Source organism: Baekduia sp., from assembly GCF_035685985.1.
GTDB lineage: Bacteria > Actinomycetota > Thermoleophilia > Solirubrobacterales > Solirubrobacteraceae > Baekduia.
Map to the genome: position 1 here is coordinate 148507 of NZ_DASRZV010000038.1, position 20137 is coordinate 168643.

A 20137-nucleotide genomic window follows, 5' to 3' on the forward strand; every position below is an offset into this window, starting at 1 on the left:
CGTCGAGGAGGGGCTCAGCGCTCCACGCGCGCCCACGCCTGGACGAGCGTGAACGTCGTCCCGCGCCGCCGGGGCTCCAGCAGCTCGGTGGTCGCCGAGCGGCGGAGGTGGTCGAGGCCGTCGTGGCCGAGGACGTCGGCCAGCGGTCCGGCGAGCGTGGTGGCGAGGTCGAGCGGGAGGCGGAGGTAGGGGTGGCCCGTCTCCAGCCCGATCGCGTGGGTGCGGACCCGGGGCTCCAGGCCGGCGGCGCGCAGGCGGGACGGGAGGCGGCGGCCGGCGTCGAGGTCGCCGCCGGCGGCGGAGAACGCCTGGGCCAGGCGGCCGATCAGGTGCGTGGTCGCCGGCGCGTGGGGCTCGAAGGTCCAGGTGCGCAGGTCGGGCTCCTCCACCAGCAGGACGCCGCCGGGCGCGACGAGCGACCTCAGCGCCGCCAGCTGCTCGGCGGGACGGCCGAAGCGGGAGAGCTGGAAGCGGGCGTGGACGAGGTCGTAGGCGCCGGGCGTCAGGTCGACGGCGCCGCCCAGAACGTCCTCGACGAGCAGGACGCGGGCGTCGGCGATCGGTCCGAGGTCGTCGAGGAGCGTGCGGGTCGGCAGCGCCCAGATCCGCGCGGCGAGGTCCACGGACGCCGTCGAGGAGGGGGCGTCGGCGTCCGGGACGAGCGTGAGCGCGGGGGAGGGCATGCGGTTGACTCTGCCGTCCGGCCAACCCCGCGCACAGCCGGATATCCGTACTCCCGGCGGTTGATACCCCGCCGGACCCGCCGGGTGCTAGTCCTCGTCGACGACCGCGACGGCCAGCCCCTCGGCGACCATCGGGCGGCCGTCCAGGGCGTAGCGCACGTCGACCGAGTCGTCCTGGCGGTAGGTGCCGATGCCGATCGAGCCCAGCAGCCAGCGCCAGCCGCTGACCTCGTCCTTGCGCAGCATCCGGCCCTCGAAGACCAGCTCGCGGCCGCGGATCTCGTAGTCGACGCCCTCGGCCTGCGGCACGCCCGAGACGTACACCTCGAACGGCGGCTGGACCTGCGATGGGAGGCGGACGACGGAACGGGGCACGAGAAGCGGCATCATGGCGCATCACATGGACCAGATCACGTCGTCGCCGATCGTCCGCATCCTCAACGAGGACGTCCGCCGCTATCACCGCTGGTGCACGCCGTCGATCCTGCCGGGGCAGGAACGGGTCGAGGACTTCTACGCCTCGGACGTCTCGATCTCCGCCGGGTTCTTCGGGACGCTCGTGGACCACACCGGCGTCTTCGCCGAGGCCGAGCGCTTCGCGGCCGCCGCCCAGGGCGCCGACCGCACGATGTTCTCCGTGCACGGGTCGAGCGGCTCGAACTGGGTCGTCCTGCGCATGCTGGCCATGGAGAAGCCCGACGCGATGGTCCTGATCGCGCGCAACATCCATCACTCGATGATGAACGCGATCAAGGCCTTCAACCTGAACTTCCGCTTCCTCCCGGCGCCCTACGACGCGCGCTTCGAGGCCCTGATGCCGCCGTCGGTCGACGACGTCACGAGCGCGCTGGACCGCTACCCGGAGGCCCTGGCCGTCATCTACACCTCGCCGACCTACGAGGGCCTGGTGGGCAACACGGAGGCCATCGTCGCGGCGGTCCACGCCAAGTCGCCCGACTGCCTGGTCTTCGTCGACGAGGCGTGGGGCGGCCACCTGCACTTCCACGGCGACCTGCCGTGCAGCGCCATGCAGGCCGGCGCCGACATCTGCGTGCAGTCCACGCACAAGCTGGCGGGCGGCCTGCAGCAGACCGGGTTGATCCACTGGCGCGAGGAGCGCGTCGACTCCGAGCTGCTGGAGGAGGCCTACCGCGAGTACGTCACGACCTCGCCGTCCTACGGGCTGCTGGCCTCGGCCGACGCGGCGGTGCGCGCGCTGGCCGCGCAGGGGCCGGAGCTGTTGGGGCGGTCGATCGAGCGCACCGAGCGGTTGAAGTCCGAGCTGCGCCGCGCGCTGCCGGACCTCGACCACCTCGACGACTCGCGCTGGCTGGAGGCCGTCGCGCGCAACGTCGCGGGCGCCGACCTCGTCAAGACGACGCTCGGGCTCGCGCGCTTCGGGCTCACCGGCTACGAGGTCGCCGAGGCGCTGGTCCAGCGCGGCATCGTCATCGAGAAGGCGGGCGTGCAGACCATCACCTTGATCACGACGTTCCAGCTGCAGGACGGCGCGGTCGAGACGACCGTGCGCGCGCTCGCCGAGATCCTCGACGGCACGCAGCTGCCCGGCCGCGAGCGCCGTCCGATGCCCGGCAACCCGTTCGCGGGCATCGACGACCGGCCCGTGATCCGGCCCTACGACACCAAGCGCCTGGCGAAGTCGATCGGCCGCGAGGTCCCGCTGCGCGACGCGATCGGGCAGGTCGCGGCCGAGGAGGTCGAGGTCTACCCGCCGGGGATCCCGCTGATCCTGGAGGGGTTCCGCGTGGGCGCGGACGCGGTCCGCTACCTGGAGGACGCTCGCGCCAGCGGCGGTTCGATCGTGGCGCGCGACACGACGCTCGCCACGCTGCGCGTGTTGTAGGTCTCGCGACGTGCTGTAGTGCAGGGCATGGGTGACGAGCAGCAGCGGTCCGGCGTCCTGGGCGAGGGCCTGCGCGCGCAGGAGGCGCGGCGCTACGACGAGGCGGAGCGGTTGATCCGGGAGGCGCTGGCCGAGGGCGAGCCCGACGCCGGCTACTACCTCGGGGAGCTGCTGATCGAGCTGGATCGCGCCGAGGAGGCCGCGCCGGTGCTGCGCGAGGCCGTCGAGGCGGGCGACCTCGACGCGCTGATCCCGCTGGGCAACGCGCTGTGGGACCAGGGCGACGTCGCGGGCGCCGAGGCCAACTACCGCGCGGCCGCCGATCGCGGCGAGCTGGCGGCCGGCCACAACCTCGGGCTGTTGTTGTACGACCTGGGTCGGCTCGACGAGGCGATCGCGCTGTGGCGCACGACGGTCGCGATCGGCGAGACCGAGCATCGCCTGCTGGCCAACGCGCTGGCCGACGCCGGCGAGGTCGAGGAGGCCGAGGCGCTGTTCCGCCAGGGCGCCGAGGCGGGCGACGCCGAGGCGCTGGTCGACCTCGGCGCGCTGCTGCAGGACGAGGGGCAGCTCGAGGAGGCCGAGACCGTCCTGCGCGAGGCGATCGCGGCCAACGGCACCGAGGGCTACGCGTTCCTGGCGTCGGTGCTGAAGCTCATGGACCGGACCGACGAGTCCGAGGCGGTCCTGCGCGAGGGCGCCGACCGCTCGATCGCGACCGCCGAGACCCAGCTGGCCAACCACCTCAGCGACCTGGACCCCCGGTCCGAGGAGGCCGAGGCGCTGTACCGGCGCGCGGCCGAGCACGGCGACGACGAGGCCTACAACAACCTCGGCGTCCTGCTGTGGGACCAGGGCCGGGTCGAGGACGCCGAGCTGGCGTTCCGCGCCGGCGCGGAGCGCGGCGACGACCTGGCGGTCGCCAACCTCGCGGGGCTGTTGGAGGAGCGGCAGGGCTGAGCGGGGCCGTCGGCGCGGCGTCGTACCCTGCGCGGCCGGATGTCCGGGACGTCGTCGTCGTTCGACTACACGGTGCGGCGCAGCGATCGCGCGCGGCGGGTGCGCGTGCGCGTCGACCCGCGCGACGGGGCGGTCGAGGTCGTGCTGCCGCGCCGGACGCCGGCGCGCGAGGCGGCGCGGGCGGTGGAGCAGCTCTCCGCGTGGATCGCGCGGCGCCGCGCGGAGGTCGCGCGGGCGCAGGCGCGGGTGGCGGCGCGCGGCGGGACCGTGCCCTACCTGGGCGCGTCGCTGGTGCTCGTCCCGCAGGCCGGGCGCGTGCGCGTGACGCGCTTCGGCCACACGCTGCTCGTGCCCGACGCGCGGCTCGGCGGCCCGGACATGCGCGAGGTCCTGGAGCGGTGGTACCGCAGGCAGGCGCGGGTCGAGATCGCGCCGCGGCTGGACGCGGCGGCGGCCGCGGTCGGCAGGCCCTACGCCAAGCTGTCGATCCGCGACCAGAAGACGCGCTGGGGCTCGTGCTCGTCGACCGGCGCGATGTCCTTCAACTGGCGGCTGCTGCTGGCGCCCGAGGTCGTGTTGGAGTACGTGGTCCGCCACGAGGCCGCCCACCTGGCGGTGATGGACCACTCGCCGCGCTTCTGGGCGGTGATGGCGCGCCTGATGCCGGGCTACGAGGTCCCGCGCCGCTGGCTGCGCGACCACGGCGGGACGCTGGTGCTGTGATCCGCCTCGCGGTCGTCGGGCACGTCGAGTGGGTCGACTTCGTGCTGGCCGACCGCCTGCCCGCGCCCGGCGAGATCGCCGACGCGCGCGCGTCCTGGGAGGCCGCGGCGGGCGGCGGCGCGATGGCGGCCTATGCGTTGAAGTCGCTGACCGGAGCGGCCGCGTTCTTCTGCGCGCTCGGCGACGACGCCCGGGCGGACGCGACGCTCGCGGGCCTGCGCGACGCGGGGATCGACGTGCGCGCGGCGCGCCACGCGCGCCCGCAGCGCCGGACGCTGACGTGGCTGACCGCCGACCACGAGCGGACGATCACGACGCTCGCCGCGCCGCTGGAGCCCTCCGGCGCCGACTCGCTGGACTGGAGCGCGTTGGAGGGCTGCGACGGCGCCGTGCTGTTCGGCGGCGACGCCGCCGCGGCGCGCGCGGCCCGCGCCGCGAAGGTGCTCGTGGCGACCGCGCGGACCCGCGCCGCGCTGCTGGAGGCGGGCGTGGAGGTCGACGCGCTGGTCGGCAGCGCCAACGACGCGACCGAGCCGCTGGACGACGCGCTGCTGGCGGCGGCGCGGCCGCGCTGGGTGGTGGAGACCGAGGGCGAGCGCGGCGGGCGCTGGCGCGCGGCGCGCACGGCCGGGACCGAGGCCGGCGCCGGCGCGCCCGGGGCCGCGTCGCCCGTCTGCGAGCTTCCCGCGCTCGACGCCTCCGGCCGCTGGGACGCCGCGCCGCCGCCGGGCCCGGCGGTCGACGCCTTCGGCTGCGGCGACGCGTTCGCCGCCGCGCTCATGGCCGCGCTGGCCGCCGGGCGTCCGATCGCCGACGCCTGCGCGCTCGGCGCCCGCGTCGGCGCGGCCGTGCTGGGTCAGCGCGCGCCCGCGGTCGGGGACCTCGCGCCGCTTTGGGCACCATAGGGACGTGGACGTCGTCTACCGAGAGCTGCCGCCGCCGCCCGGGCTCGAGGCGCTGGTCGCCTGCGCGTGGGTCTCGCACGACGGGCCGGTGCGCGTGCTGCCCGACGCGTGCGTCGACGTCGTCTTCTCCGGCGGGCGGCTGCGGGTCGCCGGGCCCGCGACGACGGCCGAGGAGGCCCGGGCCACGCCCGGGCAGCACCGCGTCGGCGTGCGCTTCCGGGTCGGCGCGGCGGGTACGGCGCTCGGGCTGCCGGCGGGCGAGCTGCGCGACCTGGGCGTCGGCCTGGACGAGCTGTGGGGGCGCGCGACCGCCCGCGCCATCGAGGACCGGGTCGCCCGCGCCGCCACGCCCGCCGACGCGCTGCTGGCGCTCATCGGCGGCCTGGCCCCGCGGCTGCCCGCGCCGGAGCGCGCCGACCACGAGGTCCGCCGCGCCGTCCTGGCGCTCAACCGGCCCGGCTCCGCGCCCGACGTCGGCGCGCTCGCCCGCGCGGTCGCGCTGAGCGAGCGCCAGCTGCGCCGTCGCTTCGAGGCCGCCGTCGGCTACGGCCCGGCGACGCTGGCCCGGATCCTGCGCTTCCAGCGCTTCCTGCGGCTGGCCAACGCGCCGATGCCGGCGGCCGCGCCCACGTCGGCGCCCACCGCGGCGCCCTCGCTCGCGCGCCTGGCCGCCGACGCCGGCTACGCCGACCAGGCCCACCTCGCCCGCGAGGTCCGCCGCCTCGCCGGCCTGCCGCCGTCGGCGCTGCTGGCCGCCGGCGCCGGGCCCGCCGGCGAGCCCGCCGCGTAGCGCCCGCGCCCCCGCCACGACGTCCGTTCCGTTCAAGCGCGCCCGCGCCGGATGCGCGACGCTTGCCCCATGCCCGACCTCGACGCCGCCGCCCAGTTCGTCCACAGCAACGGCCGCCTGCTGGAGCGCCGCCGCTTCGAGCACCTCTTCGTCGCGCCCGACCCCGACGGCGTGCTGCGCGCCGTCGAGGCCTACAAGAACCCCGACGGCGGCGTCGGCGCGCTGGAGCCCGACCTGCGCACGCCCGCCAGCCAGCCGTCGGCCGTGTTGTACGCCTTCGAGGCCCTGGAGAGCGTCGCCGCCGATCGACCCCATCAGGTCGCCGCGTTCGGCGCCGACGCGCTGGACTGGATCGCGTCGATCGCCCACCCCGACGGCGGCATCCCGTTCGTCACGCCCGGGGCCGCCGGCTACGCGCACGCGCCGTGGTGGGCGCCGGTCGAGGACCCGCCCTCGTCGCTGCTGATGACCGCGGGCGTCGTGGCCGCCGCCCACCGCCTCGGGCTCGACCACCCGTGGATGGCCAAGGCCACCAGCTACGTCTGGGGCGCGATGGCCGAGCTGAAGCTGAGCGACGCCTATGCCTTCCGGTACACGGTGCACTTCCTCGACGCCGTGCCGGATCGCGCCCGCGCCGACGCCGAGATCGAGCGGCTCGCCGGCCGCATGCCCGAGGACGGCAGGCTCGTCGTCGAGGGCGGCGTCGAGGGCGAGACGCTGTCGGCCCTGGCGGTGGCGCCGCGGCCCGACCACGCGGGCGTCCGCCTCTTCCCCCGGGCGCTGATCGACGCCCAGCTCGACGAGCTGGCCGCCGCCCAGCAGGACGACGGCGGCTGGACCTTCGACTGGGCGGCCTGGAACCCCGCCGCCGCCTTCGAATGGCGCGGGGTGGTGACGCTCGACGCGCTCGCCACACTCCGTGCCTACAGCCGGATCGGCTAGGCCGACGCCCGCTCCAACGTCGCCAGCTCGTCGTCGCTGAGCCGCAGGTCGGCCGCGGCGACGTTCTCCTCGAGGTGCTCGACCGACGACGTGCCCGGGATCGGCAGCATCACGGGGGACTTGGCCAGCAGCCACGCCAGCGCGACCTGGCCGGCCGTCGCGTCGTGGGCGCGCGCGATCTCGTCGACCGCGCCGCCCGGCTTGGCCAGCTCGCCGGCGGCCAGCGGGAACCACGGGATGAAGCCGATGCCCTGCTGCTCGCAGTAGGCCAGGACGTCCTCGGACTTCCGGTTGGTCAAGTTGTAGAGGTTCTGGACCGTCGTGACCTCGAAGACCTCCTGGGCGGCCTTGATCTCGTCGACCGAGACCTCGCTGAGGCCGAGGTGGCGGACGATGCCGTCGTCCTGGAGGGCCTTCATCTCCCGGAACTGCTCGTCGGCGTCCGTGCGCGGGTCGATGCGGTGCAGCTGCCAGAGGTCGATCCGGTCGACGCCCAGCCGCTGGGCGCTCATCAGCGCGCACTGGCGCAGGTACTCCCAGCGGCCGACCTCCTTCCACACGTTCGGCGCGTGGCGGGTGAAGCCGCCCTTGGTCGCGACCGTGATGCCGTCGTAGGGCGCCAGCGCCCGGGCGATGTACTCCTCGCTGAAGTACGGGCCGTAGGAGTCGGCCGTGTCGATGAAGTCGACGCCCAACTCGGGCAGCCGCTTCAGCACGGCCTGGACCTTGTCAGGGTCCTTGGCCGGGCCCCAGACCCCGTCGCCGACGATGCGCATCGCGCCGTAGCCCAGGCGCGTCACCTCCAGGTCGCCGCCGATCGAGAACGTGCCGGAGCCTGCCGCGGAGATCGTTGCCATGGCTTCGACCTTAGGACGTCTCAGGCGGCGATCGCGCGGCGCAGCGCCGCCCAGGCGTCCTCGCGGTCGCCCGGCGCCACCGGCCGGCGCACGAAGCGCCCGGTGAACGCCTCGGCCGACCCGTCGCCGCGCACGTCGATCCCGCCCGCGACGCCGCCCGGCCCGCGGACCTCGCCGCGCACCGCGACCTGCTGTCCGGGCTCGTACTCGCGTCCCAGCGCCCGCTCGACGCGCGGCACCTGCGTGTTGGCCGCCACCCGCGTCTCGGTCTCCAGCGCGTCCAGCGCCGCGGCCAGCGTGTCGTGCCGCGCCTTCTGCACCTTGCCCCGCCGCCGGATGACCACCGTGAACGCCGCCACTGTGGCGGCGAGCCTACGCGGCGGCGATCAGCGGCGCGACCATCTCGTCGACGCCGCGCGCGTGGCGGACGCGCGCAGGGAGCGAAGCGACGATCTCGTCGACGCCCTGGGCGTGCGTGACGCGCATCCGCGAGGAGATCTTCGCGAACAGCCGGTGGGCCGCCACGTTCTCGGGCAGCATCGAGGCGGTGAGGCGCTCGATCCCGCGCGCTCGCGCGGCCTCCGCCAGCGCGTTGCCCAGCGCGGTGCCGACGCCGCGACCCTGGAGGTCGTCGGCGATGACGATCGCGATCTCCGCGTCGGCCGGCGCCCGCGTGTCGCGGACCCAGCGCCCGACGCCGACGATGACGTCCGGCGCCTGGGCCAGCACGGCGACCAGCGCGTAGTGGTCGCGGAAGTCGACCTCGGTGAGGTACCGCAGCTCCGAGGACGTCAGCCGTGGCTTGGGCGACAGGAAGCGCTGGTAGACCGAGCGTTCCGAGAGATGGCCCAGGCCGGCCACGAGGCCGTCCTTGTCCTCCGGCTCGATGCGACGGAGAGCCAGCTCCGGCACACCAGAGTCAGAGGTTCGTAGCGTCATGCAACGGACAAGCTACTCGCGTCCGCGCGCGGCCTCTGTGCGGCCGGTCACGGAGTCCGCGACCGGCCGCCACAGGGAAGCGGAGCGCTAGGAGCGCTGGTCCAGCGCGACGTAGTCGCGCGTGCGCGTGCCCGTGTAGATCTGGCGCGGGCGCGCGATCTTCTGCTCCTTGTCCTGCACCATCTCCAGCCACTGGGCGATCCAGCCGGAGGTGCGCGGGATGGCGAACATCACCGGGAACATGTCCATCGGGAGGCCGAGCGCCTCGTAGATGAGCCCCGAGTAGAAGTCCACGTTCGGGTACAGCTTGCGCTCGACGAAGTACTCGTCCTCGAGCGCGATCTTCTCGACCTCGAGCGCGATGTCCAGCAGCGGGTTGACGCCCGTCACCTCGAACACGTCGTCGCAGGCCTTCTTGATGATCTTGGCCCGCGGGTCGTAGTTCTTGTACACGCGGTGGCCGAAGCCCATCAGCCGCTCGTTGCCGTCCTTCACGCCCTGCATGAAGTCCTTGATGTTGTCCTTCGTGCCGATGCGCTTGAGCATCCGCAGGACGGCCTCGTTGGCTCCACCGTGGAGCGGGCCGTACAGGGCGGCGACGCCGGCGGCGACCGCGGAGTACGGGTCGACCTGCGAGGAGCCCACCGCGCGCACGGCGTTGGTGGAGCAGTTCTGCTCGTGGTCGGCGTGCAGGATGAACAGGACGTCGAGCGCGCGCTCGAGCCGGGGGTCTGGCTCGTACTTCAGCTCGGTCATCTTGTACATCATGCTGAGGAAGTTGCCCGGGTACTCCAGATCGTTGTCCGGGTAGTAGTAGGGCTGGCCCATGATGTGGCGGTAGGCGAAGGCCGCCAGCGTCGGCATCTTGGCGATCAGGCGGATCGTCTGCAGCGCCCGGTTGTCCGGGTCGCCGATCTCGTTGGCGTCCTTGTAGAACGTCGACAGCGCGCCGACCGACCCCACCAACATGCCCATCGGGTGGGCGTCGTGGCGGAAGCCGCCGACGAACTCCTTCACGTTCTCGTGGACGAACGTGTGGGTGGTGATGTCGTGCTTCCACTGGTCCAGCTGCTGCTGGTTGGGAAGCTCGCCGTGGACGAGCAGGTAGGCGACCTCGAGGTACGTCGACTTCTCGGCCAGCTGCTCGATCGGATAACCGCGGTACTCGAGGACGCCGTTCTCGCCGTCCAGGTAGGTGATGGCCGACCGACACGACGCGGTGTTCGTGAAGGCCGGGTCGTAGGTCATCAACCCGAAGTCGTCGTCAGAGGTCTTGATCTGACGGAAGTCCATGGCCCGGACCGTGCCATCGGTGATCGGCACTTCATAGGTCTTGCCGGTCCGGTTGTCGGTGACGGTCAGGGTCTCCTGGCCGGCTGCTGCTACGCCGCCGCCGTCGGGCGTCGTCTGGGTATCGCTCACGATCTGGTGCCCTCTCTCGGGTAAGGGGATCGCCTCTGCATACTAGTGTGCCCGGCCTGCCGAGGCGCCTAGCGCGACGAGGAAGTCAGCGGCTGTTGACTTCTGTGAGCGGGTGCGACGCCGGCTAGGCGGTGATGACCGCGGTCGCCATCGCGGCGGCGACGAGCACCATCGTCAGGCCGATCACGCCGCGCCGGGCCATGGCGGTCGCCGGGAACGTGGCCGACGACATGCCGATGCCCGAGAGCACGACGGCCCACACGGCCAGCAGGCCGCCGAAGATGTAGAACGCGGTCTTCGACGGCTCCGCCTCATCGGCGGCGGCCACGACCAAGGCGATCAGCGCGTGCATGCGCGCGAGCCTAACCGCTGCGGACGGACCCGTGGGCGAGCCCTTGTCAGCGGGCTAAAGTTCGGGCATGCCTCATCTGCGCTCTCGCACGGTCACGCACGGTCGCAACATGGCGGGCGCCCGCTCGCTCCTGCGCGCCGCCGGCGTAGCCGGCGCGGACATCGGGCGCAAGCCGATCATCGCCGTCGCGAACTCCTACACGCAGTTCGTGCCGGGCCACACGCACCTGTCGCCGGTCGGCCGCGTGGTCGCCGACGCGATCGAGGCCGCGGGCGGCGTCGCGCGCGAGTTCAACACGATCGCGGTCGACGACGGCATCGCGATGGGCCACGACGGCATGCTCTACTCGCTGCCCTCGCGCGACCTGATCGCCGACTCGGTCGAGTACATGGTCAACGCGCACTGCGCCGACGCGCTGGTGTGCATCTCCAACTGCGACAAGATCACGCCGGGGATGCTCAACGCCGCGCTGCGGCTGAACATCCCGACGGTGTTCGTGTCCGGCGGGCCGATGGAGGGCGGGCAGGCGACGCTCGTCGACGGCACGGTCCGCAAGGGCCTGAACCTGATCACGGCGATCGCCGACGCGGTCTCCGACAGCGTCAGCGACGACGACCTGGCGCGCATCGAGGAGGCCGCGTGCCCGACCTGCGGGTCGTGCTCGGGCATGTTCACCGCCAACTCGATGAACTGCCTGACCGAGGCGCTGGGCCTGGCGCTGCCGGGCAACGGGTCGACGCTGGCGACGCACACCGCGCGGCGCGAGCTGTACGAGGCCGCGGGCCGCACCGCCGTCGAGCTGTGCGCGCGCTACTACGAGGGCGACGACGCGAGCGTGCTGCCGCGCGCGGTCGCCACGCGCGAGGCGTTCGAGAACGCGATGACGCTCGACGTCGCGATGGGCGGCTCGACGAACACCGTGCTGCACCTGCTGGCCGCCGCTCAGGAGGCCGGGCTGGACTTCACGATGGCCGACATCGACGCGATCTCGCGCCGCGTGCCGTGCCTGTGCAAGGTCGCGCCGAACGGGACGTACCTGATGGAGGACGTGCACCGCGCGGGCGGGATCCCGGCGATCCTCGGCGAGCTGTGGCGCGGCGATCTGCTGCACGAGGGCGTGCACGCGGTGCACGCCGGGTCGCTGACGTCCTGGCTGGAGGAGTGGGACGTGCGCGGCGCGAAGCCGAGCGAGCGCGCGGTCGAGCTGTTCCACGCGGCGCCGGGGTGCCGGCGGTCGGCCGAGGCGTTCTCGCAGTCCGAGCGCTGGGAGTCCTTGGACGTCGACGCCGCCGACGGCTGCATCCACGACGTCGAGCACGCCTACACCAAGGACGGCGGGCTGGCGATCCTGTACGGGAACATCGCGCTGGACGGCTGCGTCGTGAAGACGGCCGGCGTCGACGAGTCGATCTGGACGTTCCGCGGGCCGGCCGTCGTGGTCGAGTCCCAGGAGGCGGCGGTCGACGCGATCCTGTCCAAGCGCGTGCAGCCGGGCGACGTGGTGGTCATCCGCTACGAGGGCCCGCGCGGCGGCCCGGGCATGCAGGAGATGCTCTACCCGACCTCGTACCTGAAGGGCCTCGGCCTGGGCGCCCAGTGCGCGCTGCTCACCGACGGGCGCTTCTCCGGCGGCACCTCCGGCCTGTCGATCGGCCACGTCTCGCCCGAGGCCGCGTCCGGCGGCGCGATCGCGCTGATCGAGGACGGCGACACGGTGAACATCGACATCCCCAACCGCACGATCGACGTCGCGCTGACCGACGCGGAGCTGGACGACCGCCGCGCCCGCCTGGAGGCGAGCACCGGCTACAAGCCCGCCGAGGACCGGCCCCGCGCCGTGTCGCCCGCGCTGCGCGCCTACGCCGCGATGGCGACGTCCGCCGACAAGGGCGCTGTCCGCGACGTCTCGCGCATCGAGGCCCTGCAGGACGCGGCCTCGCGCACGAGCGAGCCGGCCTAGCCCGTCCGGCGCGGAGCCCCCTCGCCGCGCGGCTGGGTCCTCCGCGAGCGGCGGTCGCTACCGCACGCGGTGCGGCTCGCGCTCCGGGTCGCGCGACCGGACGACGGTCGTGCGCATCCGGGCGGGCGCGGGCGGCATCGGGTCGCCGTGGGGGCCGCGGGGGCGTGGGCGGCGGGGACGTCGCCCACGGTGGTCGGGACGGGGGTGGACCTTGGTGCCGCCGTCGCCGTCGGACCCGGGCTCGGACTCGCCGTCCTGGTGGATCGCCCACCACACCAGGTACAGCAGCATGGCGATCGGGATCTTGAGGACCAGCATGAGCCAGATGAAGCCCCAGGTCATGGTCTGCCAAAGCTACCCCGCCGGGGGCCCGCGTGTGCGACGAGTTTCGCCGCGGGTGTCCGGCAGCGGGCGCTCGGGGCGGCTCAGCGGTGCTGCTTGGCCGCCGCGCGGCGACGGGCCGCGGCGGCGCGCTTCCTGGCGGCGGCCCGCTTGGCGACCGCCCGCTTGCGCGCCGCGGCCTTCTTGGCCTGGGCGCGCTTCTGCGCGGCGGTGAGCTTCTTCTTGGCCTTCTTGGCTTTGGCCTTCGTCGTCTTCTTCGTCGCCCCGCCCTTCTTGGCGGCCGCCGACGACGCGTAGCTCGACAGCGGGGCGCTCGCGCCCTCCACCCACGCGCCCGCCGGGATCACCTGGCGCAGCGCGGCGCCGACGTCCAGCGCGCCGGTCGCCACCGGCAGGCCGGTCTTGCGCGTGCTGCCCAGCAGCGCGCCGGCCAGCCCGGCGGCGCCGAGGTCCGGGCGCGCCGCGGCGAGCAGGACGAGCGCGCCGGTGACCTCGGGCGCGGCCATGCTCGTGCCGGTCCGCCACTCGTAGCCACCGCCCAGCGCCGTGGACAGGATCGCCTCGCCGGGGGCGGCGAGGTCGGCGCCCGGGCCGTAGTCCGAGACGCTCGACAGGCCTCCGTCGCGGCGCGTCGCCGCGACGCCGATGACGTTGTCCTCGCCGTAGGCGGCCGGGTAGGTCGGGGCGCTCGCCAGGTCCGCGCCGTCGTTGCCGGCGGCCGACACGATCAGCACCCCGTGGGCCTGCGCGTAGCGCACGGCGTCCTCGAGGTCGGGCGTGGACGACGGGCCGGCCAGCGAGAGGTTCACGATCCGCGCGCCGTTGTCGACCGCGTAGCGGATCCCGCGCGCGACGTCGGTCGTCGTCCCGCGCGCCGCGCCGTCCAGCACCCGGACGATCATCAGCCGCACGTTCCAGGCGACGCCCGCGACGCCGATCCCGTTGCCGCCGCGCGCGCCGACGATCCCGGCGACGTGCGTGCCGTGGCCGTTGGCGTCCTGCGGCGTGCCGTCGCCGTCCACGAAGTCGTAGCCGTGGACGTCGTCGACGTAGCCGTTGCCGTCGTCGTCGATGCCGTTGCCGGGGATCTCGCCGGGGTTGGTCCACAGGTTCGGCGCCAGGTCGGGATGCCCGAGGTCGGCGCCGGAGTCGACGATCGCGACGGTCACGGGCCCGCCGGTCGTCTGCCGCCACGCGGAGGCGATGCCCATCGGGCCGTCGCCGTTCAGCGGCCACTGCTCGGCGAAGCGCGGATCGGTCGCGGGGGCCTGCGCGGCGCGCGCCTTGACGGCGGACCGCTTCACGAGCGCCCGGCCGCCGCCGTGCGCGACGTCCGGCGTGGCCTTCAGCCCGTCCGGGGCCGCGATCGCGCCGCGCGAGGACGTCGCACCGGCAACCGGTGCGACGGCCAGGGCGGCCAGGAGCGTGGTGAGAGCAGCGGGGAACGCGCGGGGAACGGGGAGCATTCGGCCTCCATGCCGACGGGCCCGCGGACACAGATCGCGGACACCCCTGCCATCGGCCGCCCCCGCGGCTCTCCCAACGCCGTCGCACCATCATCTGGACGGATGGCCCACGCGTTGCCGACCGGCTGACCGCGCGCGGACCGACGCGCTCAAACCGCACTAGATTTCGCGCGCCATGAAGCACTACGCCGTCGCCGAGCTGGAGATCACCGACCCGAGCTGGGTCCAGGACTACGTCACGCACGTCACGCCGATGGTCGAGCGCCACGGCGGGCGCTACCTGGCGCGGACGCCGCGCGTCGCGCAGCTGGAGGGCGACCGCCCGGTCGCGCCGTTGACGCTGATCATCGAGTGGCCGTCGGAGGAGGCCGCCCGCGCGTTCTACGAGAGCGACGAGTACCGCCCGTTCCGCGAGCGGCGCGCGGCGGGCGCCCGCAACGAGTTCCGGCTGGTCGCCGGAGAGGACGTCACGGGCGCCGCGAAGGTCGGCTAGGCCCGGAGCGCGACGGGGTCGACCGAGAAGGCCGTCATGCGCTGGAGGTCCGCGACGCGCTCCTGGACCTCGTCGGAGGTCAGGCGCTCGACGCGCTCGGTGCCGAACTCCTCGACGTTGTAGGAGGCCAGCGCCGTGCCGTAGGCCATCGCGCGCGACAGCAGCTGGTGGTCGATCTCCTCGTCGGGGTGCGCCGCGACGTAGCCGACGAAGCCGCCCGCGAACGTGTCGCCGGCGCCGGTCGGGTCGATGACCTCGGCCAGCGGGTAGGCGGGCAGCGCGAAGAAGTCGTCGCCGGTGAACAGCGCGGCGCCGTACTTGCCGAGCTTGGCCACGACCGCACGCGGGCCCCACGACAGCACCTCGCGCGCCGCCTGCTGCAGCGTCGGCTTCTCGGTCAGCTGCTCCAGCTCCTCGTCGTTGAGGATCAGGCAGTCGACGGTCCCGATGACCTTCTTCAGCGACTCGTTGGCGATGTCGATCCAGAGGTTCATCGAGTCCATCGCGACGAAGCGCGCCTTCGTGCACTGCCGGCGCACGTGCAGCTGCAGGTCGGGCTGGATGTTGGCCAGGAACAGCACGTCGGCGTCCTGGGACTCCTGCGACAGCTTCGGCTCGAAGCTCTCGAAGACGTTGAGCTGCGTGTCGAGCGTCTCGCGCTCGTTGAGGTTGCTGGAGTAGACGCCCGACCAGAAGAACGTCTTGCCGCCCGCGACCACCTCGACGTCGTCGGTCACCGTGCCGCGCGTGCGCAGCGTCGCGAACGACGCCTCGTCGAAGTCCTCGCCGACCGGGCCGACCGGCCGGACGACGTCGAAGAACGACGCCGCGAGGGCGAAGTGGGTGGCGGCGCCGCCGAGCATCCGCTCGCGCTCCCCGAACGGGGTCTTGACGGCGTCGTAGGCGAGAGATCCGACGACTGTGAGGCTCATACGGTGGCGCAGGATAGGGATCCCACCCGCCCAGACGCGGGTAGGGTGCCGCGCGATGCGAGCGATCCAGCAGCGCGAGTTCGGCGGGCCGGAGGTCCTGGAGCTGGTCGACCTGCCGATCCCCGAGCCCTCCGGCGGCGACGAGGTCCTGATCCGGGTCGCCCGCGCCGGGATCAACTTCGCCGACACCCACAAGCGCGAGGACGGCTACGTCCAGAAGCAGTCGCTGCCGCTGACGCCGGGCTCCGAGGTCGCCGGTGCGCGCGCGGACACCGGCGAGCGCGTCGTCGCCCTCGTCGAGCAGGGTGGCTACGCCGAGTACGCGCTGGCGCCGGCCGACCGCGTCTTCCCGATCCCCGACGGCCTCGACGACGGCGCGGCGCTCGCGCTGCTGATCCAGGGCCTGACCGCGTGGCACCTCTACCGGACCTGCGCGCGGATCGCGCCCGGCGACTCGGTCCTGGTGGTCTCCGGCGCCGGCGGCGTCGGGTCGCTGGCCGTGCAGCTGGCCAAGCCGATGGGCGCCGGGCGCGTCGTGGCGACCGCGTCGTCGGACGAGAAGCGCGAGCTGTGCCTGAGGCTCGGCGCCGACGCCGCGACCGACGGCGACCCGTCCGACCCCGAGCTGCTGCGCGACCGCCTGCTCGGCGCCAACGACGGCCGCGAGTACGACGTCGTCCTGGAGATGGCCGGCGGCCCGCTGTTCGACGTCGCCCTGCGCGCGCTGGCCGACATGGGGCGGATGGTCGTCTACGGCATCTCCTCGCGCGAGCAGAACGAGGTCCGCACGGGCCGCCTGCTCAAGCGCTCGCAGTCGGTCATCGGCTTCTGGCTCTTCCACTACCTCGAGCAACGGCGCCACCTCGAGCGGCCGCTGGCCGAGCTGTTCGCGCTGGCCGCCGCCGGCGAGGTCACCGCCGTGGTCGGCGACACCTATGCGTTGAGCGACGCCCGCCGCGCCCAGGAGGACCTGGTGTCCCGCCGGACCCGGGGCAAGCTGTTGCTCGATCCGTCCCGCTGAACGGGTATCAACACCACCGACATGGTCGCTCAGCCGTCTCAGCACACCATCACCTTGGTCACCCTGTCGGCCGCCTACGGCGCCGGCGGCAGCCAGGTCGGGCCGCGCTTGGCCGAGCGCCTCGGCGTCCCGTTCGTCGACCGCGCGATCGCGGCGGGCATGGCCGACCGCCTCGGGCTGACCGAGGCCGAGGCGCGCAAGCTCGACGAGGACGTCGAGCGCGGGCTGGACCGGATCCTCAGCAGCCTCGCGCCGGTCGGCGACTTCTACGGCGACGTCGACCCCGCGCTGCTGCAGCGCTCCGGCCACCACGAGGCCGCCGAGGAGGTCATCCGCGAGGTCGCCGCCACCGGGCGCGCCGTGATCCTCGGCCGCGCCGGCGCCGTGGTCCTCTCCGACGACGACCGCGCGCTGCACGTCCGCCTGACCGGTCCGGCCGACGCCCGCGTCGAGCAGGCCACGCGCCTGGAGGGCATCGACCGCGAGACCGCCGAGCGTCGCTGCAAGAAGACCGACCGCGCCCGCGAGGCCTACGTCAAGCGCTATTACAACTGCGACGCGCGGGATCCGTCGCTGTACGACGTCGTCCTGGACTCCACGCGCCTGGGCCTCGACGCCTGCGTGGAGATCCTCGTCACGGCCTGCGGGGCGTAGCCGGCCGCCGGCCTACGCCGCCTTGGGCGCGTCCGGCATCTCCGACGCCATCAGCGAGGCGAGCTGCGTGCGGGAGCGCAGGTCGAGCTTGCGGTAGATCTGCGACAGGTGGTACTCGATGGTCTTCGGCGACAGGAACAGCTTCGCCGCGACCTCGCGGTTGGTCATGCCGTAGGCCACCAGCCGCGCGATCTGCAGCTCGTGCGCGGTCAGCTCGTCCAGGCCCGCCGCCGCGACCGCGTCCTTGTGCGCGCTGTCGGTCTCGGCCGCCGCCGCGCCGCCGGTGGCGCGCAGCTCGACCCGGGCGCGCTCGGCCCACGGCATCGCGCCGAGGCGCTCGAAGGCGTCCAGCGCCTCGACGAGCTGCTCGCGCGCGTCGGCGCGGCGCCGGTCGCGCCGCAGGCGCTCGCCGTAGGCCAGCTGCGTGCGGGCCTTCTCGAACGGCTGGCCGTCGTGCTCGTGGTGGCTCAGCGCGGTCTGGAAGTGGTGCTCGGCGGTCTTGTCGGCCAGGATCCCGCGGCAGCGCGCCAGCGCCGCCAGCGCCCAGCGCCCGCCGCCGAGCTGGTCGGCGAACGCCTCCAGCGCCTGGAACGCGTCCTCGGTGCGGCCCAGCCGCGCCAGCGCCTCCACGCGATCGGCGCCGTACTGGACCAGGCCGCGCTGCGTCTGCAGCCGCAGCGTGAACCGGTGGACGCGGTCGTAGTACTCGACGGCGGCCTCGATCTCGCCGGCGCCGAGCGCGTCGAGCGCCAGCGCGTTGAGGCCGTACACGGTGATCGCCGGCCCGCCGAGCAGCTCGCTGAGCTGGACGCCCTCGCGGCCGTGCGCGCGGGCGTCGTCGCGCCGGCCGACGGCGGCCTCGACATGCGCGAGCACCGACAGCGCGAACGTCAGCAGCGGCGTCGTGCGCGTCTCGCGCGCCAGCCGCGTCGCCTCGGCCGCGTTGGCCAGCGCCGCGCTCCAGTAACCGCGGCGGAAGTCCAGCACCGCGTGCGCGGTCAGCGGGTAGATGATGTGGTTGATCGCCGACGCGTCGCGCGCGATCGTCACGAGGTGGTCGAGCACCGCGCTCGCGCGGTCCCAGCGCTCGTACCAGATCGAGCACTGGCCGGCCATGCCCACCAGCTCGCTGGGCATCGCCAGGACGTACTCCGACGTCAGGAACGGCAGCGCCGGGTCCAGCAGCGCGTCGGCCTCGTGCTCGTGGCCGAGCGCGGCGTGCGCCTCGCCGACCAGCACGCCCGCGAGCACCTCGATGACCGGGTCGGAGACCCCTTCCCGCCCGCCCAGCAGCGACCGGGCGCGATCGCCGGTGGCGACCAAGGCCTCCATGTCGCCGGTCATCATGTGGGCGACGGCCGCCTCGACGAGCAGCGACGCCGCCACGCCCGGGTTGTCGTCCTGGATGCGGTCGGCCTCGTCGCGCAGCAGGTCGTGCGCGGTGACCGGCGCGCCGCGGCGCATCTCGACGCGGCCGCGGACGCGGACGACCTCGGTCGCCAGCGCGCCGCCCGGCACCAGCTCCTGGGCGCGGCCGACGAGCGCCAGCGCGTGGTCGGCGTGCCCGGACTGCGCGAAGTCGCTGGCCGCCTCCAGCAGGCGGCGGGCGCGGGCCTCGTCGTCGGTCGACAGGTTCGCGGCGCGCTCGAACGCGCGGGCGCTGCCGACGACGCCGCCGCGGGCGCGCGCCTCGGACGCGGCGCTCTCCAGCGCGGCGGCGACCTCCTCGTCGGGCGCGTCGGCGGCGGCGGCCAGGTGCCAGGCGCGCCGGGCGGGCGTCGTCGAGAGGTCGGCGAGCGTCGCGTGCACCGACCGGCGCTTGACGGGATCGGCGGCGTGGTAGATCGCGGAGCGCAGCAGCGGGTGGAAGAACTCGATGCGGCCGTCGAGCGTCACCAGCCCGGCGCTCATCGCCGCGTCCAGCGCGTCGGCCGGCAGCCCGCGCCGCTCCAGCGCCTGCAGGAAGAGGTCGTGGCGGCCGGTCTGCATCGCCGAGGCGACCAGCAGCGCGTCGCGGGTGGCGTCGGGCAGGTCGGCGACCTGGCGGGCGAACGCGTTCTCGATCTGCTCGCCGGCGGGCACCGGGCCGGCCAGCGGCTCGCGGCCCGCGAGCTGGTCGGCGCTCAGCGTGCGCGGCATCTCGGTCAGCGCCAGCGGGTTGCCGGCGGCGGTGACCACGAGGTCGTGGGCGACCTCCTCGGCGACGCGGTGGCGCGCCTCGCGCTTGAGCAGCTGCGCGGCGGCCTCGTCGTCCAGGCCGCCGATCGCCTGGTCGGCGACGCCCTCGAAGGCCTCCAGCACCGCGACCCCGTCCCCACCCACCCGGGCGGCGCACAGCAGCACGACGCCCTCGGCGCCCAGCCGCCGCGCGACGAAGATCAGCGCCTCGCGCGACGCGTCGTCCAGCCAGTGGACGTCGTCGGCGACCACGAGGTAGGGCTTCTCCTCGGCGGCGGCCGCCAACAACGACAACATCCCGGCCGGGACCGCGAAGCGGTCGAACGGCGTCGGCGGCTCCAGCGCCAGCGCGCTGCCCAGCGCGGCGGCCTGGACCTCGGGGATCTGGCCGCGCAGGTGCAGCAGCGGCGTCAGCAGCTCCAGCAGCCCGGCGAACGGGATGTCGGACTCGGACTCGAAGCCGCGCGTGCGCAGGACCCCGAAGTCGCGCTCGATCCCGGCGTCCAGCGCCGCGCGAAGCAGCGCGGACTTGCCGATCCCGGCCTCGCCGTGAAGGAGGAGCGCGGCGCTCTTGCCTTCCTTGGCGCCCTCCAGCAGCTCTTCGATGTGCGCGATCTCGCGCTGACGGCCAAGTAGCACCGCGCGCAATCATGC

General features: G+C 74.2%; 21 protein-coding genes. 10 read left to right on the top strand and 11 right to left on the bottom strand.

Annotated elements, in window-relative coordinates; all coding sequences use genetic code 11:
* Nucleotides 1-14: 14 nt before the first annotated feature.
* Together VFG42_RS26850 and VFG42_RS26855 are read right to left on the bottom strand one after the other, a co-directional pair.
* Nucleotides 15-683: a hypothetical protein gene (locus VFG42_RS26850; RefSeq protein ID WP_324911935.1), complete on the bottom strand. Its 669-nt coding sequence runs from the start codon at nucleotides 681-683 to the stop codon at nucleotides 15-17.
* Between the two features lie 87 nt (nucleotides 684-770).
* Nucleotides 771-1058: a hypothetical protein gene (locus tag VFG42_RS26855; protein ID WP_324911936.1), complete on the bottom strand. Its 288-nt coding sequence runs from the start codon at nucleotides 1056-1058 to the stop codon at nucleotides 771-773.
* A gap of 25 nt (nucleotides 1059-1083) precedes the next feature.
* Between VFG42_RS26855 and VFG42_RS26860 the strand changes: the two genes are divergently transcribed.
* The 6 genes from VFG42_RS26860 (at nucleotide 1084) to VFG42_RS26885 (ending at nucleotide 6867) form a co-directional block, all read left to right on the top strand.
* Nucleotides 1084-2547, top strand: coding sequence for a hypothetical protein (locus tag VFG42_RS26860; protein ID WP_324911937.1), 1464 nt, complete (start codon nucleotides 1084-1086; stop codon nucleotides 2545-2547).
* 27 nt (nucleotides 2548-2574) lie between these two features.
* Nucleotides 2575-3507 (top strand): tetratricopeptide repeat protein, encoded by a 933-nt coding sequence (locus tag VFG42_RS26865; protein ID WP_324911938.1) that lies wholly within the window; start codon nucleotides 2575-2577, stop codon nucleotides 3505-3507.
* Between the two features lie 39 nt (nucleotides 3508-3546).
* A complete protein-coding gene (locus VFG42_RS26870; RefSeq protein WP_324911939.1) occupies nucleotides 3547-4230 on the top strand; it encodes a SprT family zinc-dependent metalloprotease in 684 nt (227 codons plus the stop codon).
* Entirely contained in the window at nucleotides 4227-5135 is a 909-nt protein-coding gene (locus tag VFG42_RS26875; protein WP_324911940.1) for a PfkB family carbohydrate kinase, read from the top strand. Before VFG42_RS26870 ends, VFG42_RS26875 begins: the two co-directional genes overlap by 4 nt.
* A gap of 4 nt (nucleotides 5136-5139) precedes the next feature.
* Complete coding sequence (locus tag VFG42_RS26880; RefSeq protein ID WP_324911941.1) at nucleotides 5140-5925, top strand: AraC family transcriptional regulator; 786 nt, start codon at nucleotides 5140-5142, stop codon at nucleotides 5923-5925.
* Between the two features lie 69 nt (nucleotides 5926-5994).
* Nucleotides 5995-6867: a hypothetical protein gene (locus VFG42_RS26885; protein ID WP_324911942.1), complete on the top strand. Its 873-nt coding sequence runs from the start codon at nucleotides 5995-5997 to the stop codon at nucleotides 6865-6867.
* Here VFG42_RS26885 and VFG42_RS26890 read toward each other — a convergent pair.
* From VFG42_RS26890 to VFG42_RS26910, 5 genes are all read right to left on the bottom strand, one after another.
* Nucleotides 6864-7724 carry an aldo/keto reductase gene (locus VFG42_RS26890; RefSeq protein WP_324911943.1) on the bottom strand — a complete coding sequence of 287 codons (861 nt, stop codon included), beginning with the start codon at nucleotides 7722-7724 and terminating at the stop codon, nucleotides 6864-6866. The two genes, VFG42_RS26885 and VFG42_RS26890, sit on opposite strands and share 4 nt — an antisense overlap.
* 20 nt (nucleotides 7725-7744) lie before the next feature.
* Complete coding sequence (locus VFG42_RS26895) at nucleotides 7745-8083, bottom strand: hypothetical protein (RefSeq protein ID WP_324911944.1); 339 nt, start codon at nucleotides 8081-8083, stop codon at nucleotides 7745-7747.
* Between the two features lie 13 nt (nucleotides 8084-8096).
* Entirely contained in the window at nucleotides 8097-8636 is a 540-nt protein-coding gene (locus tag VFG42_RS26900; RefSeq protein ID WP_324911945.1) for a GNAT family N-acetyltransferase, read from the bottom strand.
* Between the two features lie 114 nt (nucleotides 8637-8750).
* On the bottom strand, nucleotides 8751-10085 hold the full coding sequence (locus VFG42_RS26905; protein ID WP_324911946.1) for a citrate synthase: 1335 nt from the start codon (nucleotides 10083-10085) through the stop codon (nucleotides 8751-8753).
* A 124-nt stretch (nucleotides 10086-10209) separates the two neighbouring features.
* On the bottom strand, nucleotides 10210-10437 hold the full coding sequence (locus VFG42_RS26910; RefSeq protein WP_324911947.1) for a hypothetical protein: 228 nt from the start codon (nucleotides 10435-10437) through the stop codon (nucleotides 10210-10212).
* A gap of 67 nt (nucleotides 10438-10504) precedes the next feature.
* On the opposite strand from VFG42_RS26910, the gene ilvD reads away from it, so the two are divergent.
* Nucleotides 10505-12397, top strand: coding sequence for a dihydroxy-acid dehydratase (gene ilvD, locus VFG42_RS26915; RefSeq protein ID WP_324911948.1), 1893 nt, complete (start codon nucleotides 10505-10507; stop codon nucleotides 12395-12397).
* 57 nt (nucleotides 12398-12454) lie between these two features.
* Here the strand turns inward: ilvD and VFG42_RS26920 are convergent, their stop codons facing one another.
* Together VFG42_RS26920 and VFG42_RS26925 are read right to left on the bottom strand one after the other, a co-directional pair.
* The gene (locus VFG42_RS26920; RefSeq protein WP_324911949.1) at nucleotides 12455-12739 is read right to left on the bottom strand and encodes a hypothetical protein; all 285 of its coding nucleotides are present in this window, start codon (nucleotides 12737-12739) and stop codon (nucleotides 12455-12457) included.
* 83 nt (nucleotides 12740-12822) lie between these two features.
* Entirely contained in the window at nucleotides 12823-14205 is a 1383-nt protein-coding gene (locus VFG42_RS26925; protein WP_324911950.1) for a S8 family peptidase, read from the bottom strand.
* Between the two features lie 175 nt (nucleotides 14206-14380).
* Here VFG42_RS26925 and VFG42_RS26930 point away from each other — a divergent pair, with 175 nt between their 5' ends.
* Nucleotides 14381-14698, top strand: coding sequence for a DUF1330 domain-containing protein (locus tag VFG42_RS26930; protein ID WP_324911951.1), 318 nt, complete (start codon nucleotides 14381-14383; stop codon nucleotides 14696-14698).
* Here the strand turns inward: VFG42_RS26930 and VFG42_RS26935 are convergent.
* The gene (locus tag VFG42_RS26935) at nucleotides 14695-15630 is read right to left on the bottom strand and encodes a PfkB family carbohydrate kinase (protein WP_324911952.1); all 936 of its coding nucleotides are present in this window, start codon (nucleotides 15628-15630) and stop codon (nucleotides 14695-14697) included. The two genes, VFG42_RS26930 and VFG42_RS26935, sit on opposite strands and share 4 nt — an antisense overlap.
* A 55-nt stretch (nucleotides 15631-15685) precedes the next feature.
* Between VFG42_RS26935 and VFG42_RS26940 the strand changes: the two genes are divergently transcribed.
* Together VFG42_RS26940 and VFG42_RS26945 are read left to right on the top strand one after the other, a co-directional pair.
* On the top strand, nucleotides 15686-16651 hold the full coding sequence (locus tag VFG42_RS26940) for an NADPH:quinone oxidoreductase family protein (protein WP_324911953.1): 966 nt from the start codon (nucleotides 15686-15688) through the stop codon (nucleotides 16649-16651).
* A 21-nt stretch (nucleotides 16652-16672) separates the two neighbouring features.
* Nucleotides 16673-17305, top strand: a complete 633-nt coding sequence (locus tag VFG42_RS26945; protein ID WP_324911954.1) for a cytidylate kinase-like family protein — start codon at nucleotides 16673-16675, stop codon at nucleotides 17303-17305.
* Between the two features lie 12 nt (nucleotides 17306-17317).
* Here VFG42_RS26945 and VFG42_RS26950 read toward each other — a convergent pair whose 3' ends face one another.
* Nucleotides 17318-20122: a helix-turn-helix transcriptional regulator gene (locus VFG42_RS26950; RefSeq protein ID WP_324911955.1), complete on the bottom strand. Its 2805-nt coding sequence runs from the start codon at nucleotides 20120-20122 to the stop codon at nucleotides 17318-17320.
* Nucleotides 20123-20137 lie beyond the last annotated feature (15 nt).